This window comes from Coleofasciculus sp. D1-CHI-01 (assembly GCF_040218875.1).
GTDB lineage: Bacteria > Cyanobacteriota > Cyanobacteriia > Cyanobacteriales > Coleofasciculaceae > Coleofasciculus.
The window spans coordinates 1-11,671 of record NZ_JAVJQP010000154.1 but is presented as its reverse complement, the minus strand read 5'-3'; the positions used below and the strand labels follow the sequence as shown (position 1 = coordinate 11,671).

At 47.6% G+C, this 11,671-nt stretch carries 9 protein-coding genes; 4 read left to right on the top strand and 5 right to left on the bottom strand.

Annotated features, from left to right (window positions below; genetic code table 11):
* Positions 1-236, top strand: a 236-nt coding sequence (locus tag RIB93_RS27240) for a hypothetical protein (RefSeq protein ID WP_446377563.1), incomplete at its 5' end; no start/stop codon positions are given.
* Positions 237-336: 100 nt separating this feature from the next.
* Here the strand turns inward: RIB93_RS27240 and cobT are convergent.
* The 5 genes from cobT to RIB93_RS27215 all read right to left on the bottom strand — a co-directional run bounded on the left by cobT (position 337) and on the right by RIB93_RS27215 (position 5,079).
* A complete protein-coding gene (gene cobT, locus RIB93_RS27235; protein WP_446377561.1) occupies positions 337-1,536 on the bottom strand; it encodes a nicotinate mononucleotide-dependent phosphoribosyltransferase CobT in 1,200 nt (399 codons plus the stop codon).
* Positions 1,537-1,610: 74 nt separating this feature from the next.
* Positions 1,611-2,573, bottom strand: a complete 963-nt coding sequence (gene cysK / locus RIB93_RS27230; RefSeq protein WP_446377559.1) for a cysteine synthase A — start codon at positions 2,571-2,573, stop codon at positions 1,611-1,613.
* Between the two features lie 126 nt (positions 2,574-2,699).
* The gene (locus tag RIB93_RS27225; protein WP_446377557.1) at positions 2,700-3,191 is read right to left on the bottom strand and encodes a DUF4278 domain-containing protein; all 492 of its coding nucleotides are present in this window, start codon (positions 3,189-3,191) and stop codon (positions 2,700-2,702) included.
* A gap of 212 nt (positions 3,192-3,403) precedes the next feature.
* Positions 3,404-4,237: a DUF2232 domain-containing protein gene (locus RIB93_RS27220; protein ID WP_446377555.1), complete on the bottom strand. Its 834-nt coding sequence runs from the start codon at positions 4,235-4,237 to the stop codon at positions 3,404-3,406.
* Positions 4,238-4,371: 134 nt separating this feature from the next.
* Positions 4,372-5,079 (bottom strand): Crp/Fnr family transcriptional regulator, encoded by a 708-nt coding sequence (locus tag RIB93_RS27215; protein ID WP_446377553.1) that lies wholly within the window; start codon positions 5,077-5,079, stop codon positions 4,372-4,374.
* Between the two features lie 387 nt (positions 5,080-5,466).
* On the opposite strand from RIB93_RS27215, the gene RIB93_RS27210 reads away from it, so the two are divergent.
* The 3 genes from RIB93_RS27210 to RIB93_RS27200 all read left to right on the top strand — a co-directional run bounded on the left by RIB93_RS27210 (position 5,467) and on the right by RIB93_RS27200 (position 11,380).
* Positions 5,467-7,818: a hypothetical protein gene (locus tag RIB93_RS27210; protein WP_446377551.1), complete on the top strand. Its 2,352-nt coding sequence runs from the start codon at positions 5,467-5,469 to the stop codon at positions 7,816-7,818.
* A 534-nt stretch (positions 7,819-8,352) separates the two neighbouring features.
* Entirely contained in the window at positions 8,353-10,083 is a 1,731-nt protein-coding gene (locus tag RIB93_RS27205) for a hypothetical protein (protein ID WP_446377549.1), read from the top strand.
* Positions 10,084-10,765: 682 nt separating this feature from the next.
* The gene (locus tag RIB93_RS27200) at positions 10,766-11,380 is read left to right on the top strand and encodes a sugar transferase (RefSeq protein ID WP_446377565.1); all 615 of its coding nucleotides are present in this window, start codon (positions 10,766-10,768) and stop codon (positions 11,378-11,380) included.
* Positions 11,381-11,671: the final 291 nt, after the last annotated feature.

Sequence of the window (11,671 nt, the reverse complement as noted above, 5' to 3'; positions counted from 1 at the left end):
CAGGGGAAGCAGGGGGAGCAGGGGAAGCAGGGGAAGCAGGGGGAGCAGGGGAAGCAGGGGGAGCAGGGGGAGCAGGGGGAGCAGGGGGAGCAGGGGGAGCAGGGGGAGCAGGGGGAGCAGGGGGAGCAGGGGGAGCAGGGGGAGCAGGGGGAGCAGGGGGAGCAGGGGGAGCAGGGGGAGCAGGGGAAGCAGGGGAAGCAGGGGAAGCAGGGGGAGATAGGGGAAAAAGTCTTTAATTATAGCTTATCCGAGTGGAGCATTGCTGTCCCTAACGTACTCCCAGATGTTTGAGCTTGAGTTGACACCAATGCTCTAAATTAAATTAAATGCTCTAAATTAATGGTGTTGAACTAGAAGTGCTTCAATGGCTTGCAGTAATTGACTCGTGTTCCATCCTTGGTAAAGATGAGATGCGATCGCACATCCTCCTGCACCGACGCCTTCCTTGACATATCCTTGTTCGTAAGCCCGTAGCTGCGGATAACTTGACTGGGCAAAACTTAAGTCGGTTGCCAAAAGGGGAACACCACCAATAGCTCGTGCTAATCCTACAGTATCACCCGTGGGATCATCTGCCACCCAGCGAGTTGTACCGACAACCACCTGCTTAGGTTGCCATGGTAAGGAATCAAGACTACGGCGATAAGCTCTAATTTTGGCTTCCCCAGCTTCCCCAGCTCCCCCTGCTCCCCCTGCTCCCCTAGCTCCCCCAGCTCCCCTTGCTTCTTGAAGAAGCGCCAACGCCCGTGCTAGTGCATAAACCGCCAGCATTTGCGTCCCTCCAGCTAACAAAACACCAACGCTTTGACTTGCCCCAATTACCATTCCGGCGGCTGTAATTTGCATGGGATCACCTACGGCGGCGACTAACTCGAAGGGATCAATGAATTCTGCCAGTTTCTCTTCCCAGTCTGCCTGTTGTAGTCCAATCCGAACGATTTCTGCTTTTTGGCGATGATTACAGTGAGGATGGCTGCTATTGACTTTACCCATGGCGGCAATACCCAACCCTGTCAGCACGCTCAAAGCCGTTGTGGTTCCGCCAACGACACATTCAGCAATCATTACATATCCGCTTGGGGTCAGAGTTGCCAGCTTTTGACCCCAAATTAAGCCTTGCTCAAATAGTTGTTTTACAGTATTGATGGGCAAGGCAATTCCTGTGGTTAAACAGTTAGCGGGTAAACCTCCTAAATCTATAGCTGGGACGGCTGGCGGTTGAGGTAAACCCGCATTGAATAGATAAACCGGAAGGTGACAAGCCTCAACGACAGCACGAGAAATCAGCACAGGCGACGCCCCAGCATCCAAGGGAGGTAGAGGATACTGAGGATTGGCAGTAAAACCATTAACTAAGAATTCAGCATCCGCGATCGCAGTATACTTCCGATCCTCTGGAGTTGCCCCAGCCGCAGAAATACCAGGGATCAACCCTGTTGCCGTAAATCCTAAAATACAAGCGAGTAGGGGAGGTTGTCCCCGATACTGCTGCAACCATTGATTGCCTTGAATGAATTGGGTATAGATGCGGATCACATCTGTCCTTTAGGCAGTTTGCTCAATGACATAAGCCATAAGACATAAGACATAAGACATAAGACATAAGACAATTAAACTAGAACAGGTGTTTCGGGTTGATCAAGTTCTCGAAACAAAGGCGTACTCAAATAGCGTTCGCCAAAACTGGGCTGTACCATAACAATTAACTTACCCGCATTTTCTGGACGTTTCGCCACCTGAATCGCGGCACATAAAGCGGCGCCGGAGGAGATTCCAGATAACAACCCTTCTTCTCGTGCCAAACGGCGACCAAAAGCGATAGAATCTTCATCACTGACTTGAACCACTTCATCAATCAGGTCTGTACGCAAAACTTGAGGAACAAAGCCAGCACCAATCCCTTGAATCTTATGGGGTCCAGCTTGTCCGCCAGAGAGAACTGGACTACTGGTGGGTTCAACTGCGATCGCGGTAAAATCGGGTTTACGTTCCTTGAGCACTTCGGCAATACCAGTAATCGTACCACCAGTGCCAACGCCAGAAATAAGAATATCGACCTGACCCTCAGTATCTGCCCAAATTTCTTCAGCCGTCGTCTCCCGATGGATTTTGGGATTGGCTGGGTTTTGGAACTGTTGCAGCATAAAGGCTTCAGGAGTACTTTCGGTAATTTCGTTGGCTCGGCGAATTGCTCCTTTCATCCCCTCGCTTCCGGGTGTCAGCTCTAGTTTGGCTCCATACGCTTTCAGCATAGATCGCCGTTCGATGCTCATCGTATCGGGCATGGTCAAGATTAGCTGATATCCTTTAGCGGCGGCTACCATTGCTAGGGCAATACCTGTATTTCCCGATGTCGGTTCCACTAACACCGTTTTCCCTGGCTGAATCTGACGCGCTTCTTCCGCCGCCTGAATCATACTCATTCCGATGCGATCTTTCACGGACGCGGCTGGGTTCATTCCCTCAAGTTTCACCACAATTCGTCCTACACATCCCTCGGCTTGAGGAATCCGGTTGAGCTGAATTAGGGGAGTGTGACCAATTACTTCTGTGATATTATGAGCAATTCGCATAGTTTCTCCTTATCAACGACTCGTCACTTCAGTGATACTACCTCTAAGGAAGTTCTCCACACCCTTCGATGTGTCTGAGAAGCCTACACCTACCCGTTAGGGATGTGTAGGAGCGTCACAGTTAATCTATCCTATCCCGTTACTGTTTTGGTGAGTTAACTTCTGTTCTTTCACCACAGGTATTAATGATTTGTGATCGCTAACGCTAACCCCTCGATATTTCAAGGGTAAGAGAGTTGACGTAGCCGGAGGTTTGACCAAATGGTGAACTCTCAAAGCCTGACCCCGATATTTCCCAATTACCTCATCTTCCGTGACATCAACCTGGGCAGAGCTTAGGTCATAGTTAACGCCTCGATAAACTAGCTTAACGTTATCCTCATCCGGCAATGACGACTCGGTGACGGGCTGAGACGATGAAGAACTGCGTCTATGATTGCTAAAAATGACTAATATTAGCAGCAATAATTGAATTTGCCAGGGTGCTAAACATAACGTTACAACTAAGCTAACTAAAGCAATGGCAGCGGCAATATAAGCCATTTCATTAGCCAATTGTTTAAAAAGATACGCAGTGACGAGAAAAATCCCCAAGGGAATGATAAACAATAAAGACATATCAAGTGACCTGTAACCTACTTAATCTGTTATCTTAGCGAATTACCAATGTACCAACAGGGGAACAAACCATGTTGTAGCAATATTTACAGCTAAGTAGTCGGACTTTCATTAAAGTTGATGGTAGGGATCGTCATTCGTCATACTCGCTCCCTTGAGAAGAAAGCTACGTCATTCTTCTTATGTAAGGGTTTGAGCCGTGTTTACAAAAATTAATAATCCAGCAAAACTTGTACCCACTGAGGCGGACGAGGAATGGGATTTTTCAGGCGATCAAAGATGAGTAACGCCACCAGATGAACCACAAATAAATAAATGGCATTATTGACCACAATTGCCACAATTGCCACCACCTGAATTAACATTAAACTGGGTTGAGCGAGTAACCCCAGCTTGACAAACCCCCATTCCACTAATTCGGTAATTTGAGTCATCACATAAACCCACAGATCCTCACTCAAAAGAATTGAGAGCAGCCAAAAGCGAAAAAAGAATCCCAAGGTTCCCAGTAGCGTCCCAATTCCAATGGAAAATAACCAATTCGCTTGACGTTTCCACAACGCGCCCAACTGAACGCCCATCAAACCATAGGGAATCAAAAACAGGATACTGCGGGTTGGTCCTTGTAGCACCGACAGCAATAACCCTGAAACCAGTGCCGCCATCCAAGAGGCTCGATTTCCCCGACGCATATACACCAAGGCGATTGGCACCGGGAAAAACATCTTCAAGACTGGACCGAGGGGAAAATAATAATTAATTAGCCAAATCAAACTCGCTGTACTGGCGAGGAACGCCGTTTCTACCATAACGACAGTGGTATTGAATTGTCGCTGTTGTGCCTGAGATTGTTGACTCACCGAATTTCTGTCCTGATTAGGGATTAGCCTTTCAGGTCTAGCATTGGTTGATGGTTCCGTCTCTGGCTCTAGTTCCTCCACCAAATCCCATTCGTCATTGACATTTTCTGAGTCCTTCGAGGAGGATTCAGTATTCTGATCGGGATTAGGGCGAGGCACTTGGGCATCCTCAAAAGAATCGCTCATTCAGCTTTTATCAACGCTTGATCAACCTCCACTTTAACGCCCCTTTCACCTCGACATGATCGCCTGATCCCCTTACGTAGCTAAATCTGCCTCAAACCTTACCAATGACAAAGGACATAAGACAAATAACACTTCTAAGCAATAATGCGTTCTAATGCCGCCAGATCCGGGATAAACATAATATCGTGTTCTCGCTTAATCAAGCCTTTTTTTTCCAGCTTCGTCAAAACTCGCGTCACTGTCTCCCGCGCCAATCCACTCAAACTGCTTAACTCGCGATGGGGTAAGTTGGGAATCTCAGTACCTTGCTGTTTAAGTTTACCCTGACCCTCTGCCAAAAACAGGAGCGTGTCTGCCACTCGCGACGTACTATCCGACTCTCTCAGGCGGAGACGGCGATTAACTTGGCGCAAGCGCTTTGCCATAAGCTGAGACAAACGAACCCCGGCTAAAGGTTCATCATGAATAAGCTGGATAAAATCCTGGGCAGGTATACTGCCAATCGTCGTGGGCGTTAAGGTAATCACATCGGTAGAACGAGGCACCTCATCCAGTGCCGCCATTTCGCCAAAAATTTCCCCCTTGCCTAAAATGTTGAGGGTCACCTCTTTCCCTTCCAGGTTATAGGTACGAATTTTTGCCCAGCCCTCCAAAATGAAGTAAACCGAGCCACCCCAGTCATTCTCCAGCAAAATAACTCGATCCTTGGGGTGGCTGCGAGTAACAACATGAGAAGTCGCTTGATTCACAATCGCTTCTGGTAAGCCAGAAAATAAAGGAGCAGTGCGAATCAACTCATTAACATTAGAGTTCATTTCGTGTGAGCTGTATCGATCATCCATGAAGCCAAACCACATTGTATACGCCGTGGACAAGTACGGCGATTTGTTATCCTCAAAAACTTAAGCAGGTTCCTTCCTGTTCCACAACAGACACAAAATAGAGTCTTTGTGGTACAAGCGCCCCTCATCACCCCATCCAGACCAGCCATAATGGCAGATACAAGGGACTTATGTCCTGATCGATGAACGGCGCTATACTCCCTCGAAGTGCCTTCAATTCTAATCCTATTGGAAATTAAAACTAATCAGCCGGAGATTGGTACACAGCTATTATGCTGCATATTGAGGGAGATTTAACAACTTAAGCGTTCAAGTTCCTACATAATAAAAGCAGGCGATCGCAATAACTCCTGCGAAGCGTGAACATAAGTTGTCAGGCGTTCCACCGTGACTAAACAGAAGAAAATCCAATCGCTGATTGCTGATATTGACAGTCTCCTTGCCAAGTTTGGCTCCCGTTTCCCTTGGTCTAAACCCAACGATTTAGTCCGCGATCGCGAAATCCTAGAACGGGTGCGTCGCTATCTGCTGTCGATGCACCCAGACGAAATGGCAATGTCGCCATCCCACGAATCAGCCATTACACCAATTGTGCAGGCGGTTGCCCAAGAAATGGAGAGTATCCGCCAACAGGTTACAGAACCCTTGCAGACTGAATTGTCAGCATTACGTCAACAGCGAGAGTCCTTGACTCAAGAAATTCAGCACCTTGAGCAAAAGAAACAGCAATTGCAAAATACTGTTACCGCTAAAAGGGGGGGACCTGAGCAACCTCTCCCAGAATTTGCTCAGGATTTAATTAACCAGTCAACCGAACGCCTGACAAAGCAACTGGCTCAAATCTTACTGAATTTAGAAGCCCAACTCCTCAACGCTTCATCAACATCGGACTCACCCGGGCAACCTGCCTCTGGGATAATGTTGCCACAAGAACGCTTGGAGCAACTGCGGCAACTGCAACGGGAGAGCGATCGCATGTTAATCAATCTTGACACCAACCAACGGACAGTCTTTGAGGCACTCGATCGGGATCTGCATGGGTATCAGCAATCTTTGTCTCAAGGACTTGACAAAATGCATCGCTTGAGCAACCAAGGAGAGCTGTTATTTACAGTCCTTGTCAATCGCCTCGCCCAGCTATTGGGACGAGAAACCTCAACCTTGGTGCAATCGTCTCAACCTTGGTCAGAGGTGACAGAATTATCCCAGTCAGTGCCCGATTCAACGTCATCGACGTCAAAACAAGAGGGCATTTTTGTGGGCATTGATCGGGGTTCTCAGCCTGAATTCAACGTGACTCTATCTACCAACGCCTTAACCCCATCCCCACCAACCCAGGCTCAACTGCCGTCTAATATTGGTGATCGGCAATGGACGGAAGAACTCGATACAGAAAATTTAGGAGGCAATCCCCTAGACGCCTTGATTGGCTGGGATATGGATACCTCTATCTCAGACAAGGATTCAGAATTTCAAGACCTAGATTTCCTCTTAGGCATCGATAGTACGTCGGAGTCCACAACACCATCATCCCCCTCAGCCCCAATCTCTCAGGCAGACGCCAAGCAACCCGTAGAACCCGAGGTTGCCGATCAAACTGAAGTCGAGAACCGCCACCATGAAATTGATGAGTTGTATAATACCCTATTTGGCACAGACGCTGTCCCAGACTCTAATACCCCTCCTCCAGTCAATACCGCCGAAGTGACGGAAGCGAATACCTCAGCGACATCAATCACTACAACGGACTGGCAAGATAATCGATCCCCGGATCAGGCTTTCGGTGAGACTGGATCGGTGGAGATTGCTGATTATCTATTTGACGGATTTACTGATCCCGCCGATGAAACGAGTGTATCCGAACCCTGGATTGAAGGCATCAATCAGGATCAACTATCGTGGGAAACCTTATTATTTCAAACGCCAACACCTAACACCCCGATTGAGTCAGAGATAGTCGCCACGCCAGAACCCGCCACTTATCCTCACCAGGAACGGTTCGGCGAGTCTCAAGACGTTAAAACAATTACCGCCCTAACCGATTTACTCGATGAAATGGGGTTAAGTTATTCCCCCCCCGTAGCCGATATCCCATCCATAGCGGCGACTCGTGAGGAAGAATGGTTTTTGGAACACCCTGGAGAAACTGATTCCCCCGTTACCTCAGTTGAGGATCACTATATTCCCGCCTCACCCGATGAAGATTTGCTAGTTAGCGATGAATCGCAACAGTTTTCCGGTCAAGAGATTAGGCTAGATAAAAGTACCCTCCAGCAGCTTAGTGAAGACCTACACAGCTTTGAAGCAGAAGACCATCTGAATATTGTCCCTCAGCCCTCCCCGTCTCGCGATCGCACCGTCTCACCCCCAAATTTCGATTTGGACTCAATCCAGTCGTTGCCCATGTCAGAGGAGTTGTTGGCAGAAGATTGGGAAGAGTTTGCCCTCCATGACCTATCCCAGGAGGATGTTACCTTCTCAGATTGGCAACAGAAAACACCCACGGATCTAGACTCTCGCGAACCTGATCCCTTGGTGAGTGACTCTGAGGCAACAACACCACCACCATCCCCAGAGCTGGACGATGTTTCTGATGATTTGTCTGAGGAATCGATTGACTTAGAGCAAGACAATGTGGTACAAGAATATGTCTTGGAAGACTCCGTGACTCCGGATCAAGAGTCCGTGAGCCAACCTCAAGAAACGTCTTTAGAGGATGGCGAACACAATAGGGATTAGAGTAGGGGCGCTTCTGTGACCATTAGTGTCAACTTAAGGCTGGAACCCTTACTTAATAAGAGATCCCCCCTAGCCCCCCCTTTTAGATCCCCCTTCCGTCCCCCTTATGATCCCCCTCTTCCCTTATGATCCCCCTTCCGTCCCCCTTTTAGATCCCCCTTCCGTCCCCCTTCCGATCCCCCTTCCGTCCCCCTTCAAAAGGGGGAGACCAAAGGATGCTTCGCTTTTTATTCCATGGGGAAGCCAAAGGTTGCTTCGCTTTTTGTTCCATGGGGGAGACCAAAGGATGCTTCGCTTTTTATTCCATGGGGAAGCCAAAGGTTGCTTCGCTTTTTGTTCCATGGGGGAGACCAAAGGATGCTTCGCTTTTGGTTCCATGGGGGGAACCAGAAATTAATCAAAGTCCCCCTTTTGAAGGGGGATTTAGGGGGATCTAAACTTTGAGCGCTAGTTATACAAAGTCTTAAGTTGACACCAATGGACAGTGCAGTACCCCTACAGGTAGGTGATGTGACTTGATCATCAAATTGGCTAGTGGATACCAATAATCCTCTCTGGTACTTAGGAATTGATTTCGGCACCACGGGGCTGTCGGCTGTGGTGTTGAACAAAAACACAGGTCAGCACTACCCTTTATATTGGCAACAGGAATCGTCAACCAACAATCATGATTCAGGCGATCGCGTATTTCGCTTACCGACACAAACCTCCGCGAGTCCTACCGTGGTAAAAGCACCAGGAATAACGGTGTCCACGGTGAAACCCTATTTACCGTTGGCAATTCCTTACTATTGCCCAGAACGTCGTCAGTGGGAACCGATGTTAGTGTTACCAGATGGACAGGTTCCTCTATATTGGGTGCGGCGATCCTTACAGGCAATGTTAGCCACTTTAACCCCAGAGACTGTTCGCACCAAGGTGTTATTGCAGGTGGGGGCGATGGGTCTAGAATCAGACGTACTAGCAGACGCTTTGGCACAACTGGCAGGTGTTATTGTCAGTTATCCAACCGATTGGGGCGATACCTACCAGATTAATGTTCGGGAAGCAGTATTGGCTGCCAAGTTAGTCAAGGAATCTCAACAAATTGTCTTCTTAGAAGATGCGATCGCGTCCCTCTTAGCCGCTTTTCCCACGTCTGAACCCGCCTCTCCCACCGTAACCCCTCAATCCTCCACACTTGGACGTGGCTGGACCTTGGTGATCGATAGTGGCGCAACCACCACGGAATTGGCATTAGTGGATTTGCCTTACAATCCCCGTCAATTAACTTACGCTGACTTTCAACTTCAGAGTTGGTCTTACGCAGGTCAGGCGATTGATCAAGATATTATATGGCAGCTACTCTACCCTCAGATGTCTGAGGCGCAATTAGCACAACTGAATCTTAGCCAGGATTTAGAACCCCCCTTACCCGGTCAACCTGACCCCAAAAGACGCGATCGCGCTTTATTCGAGTTACAGCATTCGGTGTTAGGACAGGCGCTACTGAAAGCGGCTGAATACTTAAAGCTGATTTTGCCACACAAAACCGAATTTACCCTGGAATTGGGTGCCTATCGATGGACGGTGCAGCAAAAAGACTTCAACAGTGCCATTATCACACCGTTTATTGAACAACTCAACCAACAGCTTAACCGATTGCTGATTCAAGCAGGACTTTCCCAACAGGCGATCAGTCAAGCTATCTGTACGGGAGGAAGCGCTAAGTCAAACAGGGTGAAGCAGTGGCTTCAAGACAAACTACCTAACGCTACACTGATCCAGGATACTGTATCGTCCCCGCCTTGGGTCGCTACTGGACTGGCGAGGTTATCCCTGTATCCCCATGTCTTTAATCGCTTTCAGCAGCAATACAGTGACTACTTTCTGCTATTAGAACTGCTTAAGGCGTTTCCCCCGACAGAAAAGGAATCAGAGATTCGGGATTACACTTTGGCAGAAATTAAGCAACGCTTAGAACGTCAAGGTCTCAACACAGTCGCCTGTGATGAACGTTTAATCAGGTTTTTGGACGGTGAGTTACCGTCAGGATTGATCCCAACTCGCGATCGCCTACAGGGGTTCTCTCCAGCTTCTCCCCAAGATTTCCCTTATGGGGATCTAGCTGATGCCAAACTGTTTTCACCCGTAGGCGATCGGCTTTATCGTCCCAATTTCCAACAACACGAGCGTCTACGTCAATACCTTAAACTGATTGTATCGAGTCTGTCTCAAACGTTTGATGAGCCTTTAATTATTAATTTTAATCATTGCTATAAATAAAAGCTATCAACATACTTTAGAGACGTTGCATATAGCGTTTTCTGATGAGACCTAGATAAAATCCTGACAAAATAGCGAGCGAGACGCTCGCACTACAACTATTACCTGTTCCCTGTAACACACCGAGCGAAGTCGAGGTGTTCCCGATTCCCTATCATCACCCCAATACTTATTCACTAACCTCTAAATCAGTTTTGAAATAGCAACCCTTACTGGCTAAGCGTTTCAGCCCCATTTATTTTCACGCCTCATTTAAACGGGCTATGACTCTATAATCTACATCTTAGGATAGATGCCAAAGGTATAGCAATAGACACATCGATTAGGACGTTCGGCACCATTGTAGAGACGCGCCATGGCGCGTCTCTACTCAGACCCTAGATCGCGCTTTCAGCTTTGATTAGAAATTGTGAGATTGGGTAATCCTCGTTCATCTCAATCCATGATCTTCATCATATCTTCATAAAAACTGCGTTCAGTCCCTATAAAATTGTAAAGAATTCGTGAAGTGTATCCAACGGACTATTTTTTTTTCGCAAACCTCTCAATAATATAGAACATGATAATCGGCTAAATAACTTACAACTTGTAATACAACTGAGTTGACACTGTGTTTACTACATCAAACTGTTCCACACCCTTACCGGGTGATCCCCCCCAGCTCCAAAGTTTCTCTCGGTTAATTGTGCAGCATCGGTCGGCAACCTGTAAAATTAAACGTCTCATTGATATTCTGGGAGCTGTGGTTGGCTTGTTTTTGACGGCAATTCTCGCCATACCAATTGTGATCGCGATCCAGATTGACGATCCGGGTCCTATTTTCTATCGTCAACTTCGCTGTGGTTTAAGAGGTAAACCCTTTCGCATTTTGAAATTTCGTTCAATGGTTGTAGATGCTGATCGCAGGCAACATTTGGTGCAAAATCAGGCAAAAGGTCATATCTTTAAAAATACCAACGACCCTCGCATCACTTGTATAGGTCGGTTTTTGCGGCGCACCAGCTTGGATGAATTGCCTCAATTTTGGAACGTGCTTAACGGTGAGATGAGCTTAGTCGGGACTCGTCCGCCCACCCTGAATGAAGTACAACACTACAAGCCGCATCATTGGCAACGATTGAGAACTAAGCCAGGAATGACTGGAGAATGGCAAGTCCATGGTCGCTCTAGTGTGATTGATTTTGAAGATATTGTGTCGATGGATCTGGCTTATCAGCGCAAGTGGTCTCTTGTCTATGATTTCCAGCTCATCCTGAAAACGATTGCTGTAGTCATGAAGAAGCAAGGAGCCTATTAAGCCAATGTGTATCTCAATTTAATTTCCTATACCCGAAAAAATTCTTTATCATTTTTCACTCCTTAATATTTAAACAACATCCAGCAATTGTAGGGGCGGGTTTAGGGACTAAGGTCAGCTATTGTTGAAATAACGGAACAACAAAACCCGCCCTCCTCACCACTAACGGAACAACGGAACAACAAAACCCGCCCTCCTCACCACTAACGGAACAACGGAACAACAAAACCCGCCCTTCTCACCACTAACGGAACAACGGAACAACAAAACCCGCCCTCCTCACCACTAACG

What these genes read in the sequence shown, in the direction of transcription:
- cysK (WP_446377559.1), bottom strand. Translation starts at nt 2,573, where the DNA reads ATGCGAATTGCTCATAATATCACAGAAGTAATTGGTCACACTCCCCTA.
- RIB93_RS27225 (WP_446377557.1), bottom strand. Translation starts at nt 3,191, where the DNA reads ATGTCTTTATTGTTTATCATTCCCTTGGGGATTTTTCTCGTCACTGCG.
- RIB93_RS27220 (WP_446377555.1), bottom strand. Translation starts at nt 4,237, where the DNA reads ATGAGCGATTCTTTTGAGGATGCCCAAGTGCCTCGCCCTAATCCCGAT.
- RIB93_RS27215 (WP_446377553.1), bottom strand. Translation starts at nt 5,079, where the DNA reads ATGGATGATCGATACAGCTCACACGAAATGAACTCTAATGTTAATGAG.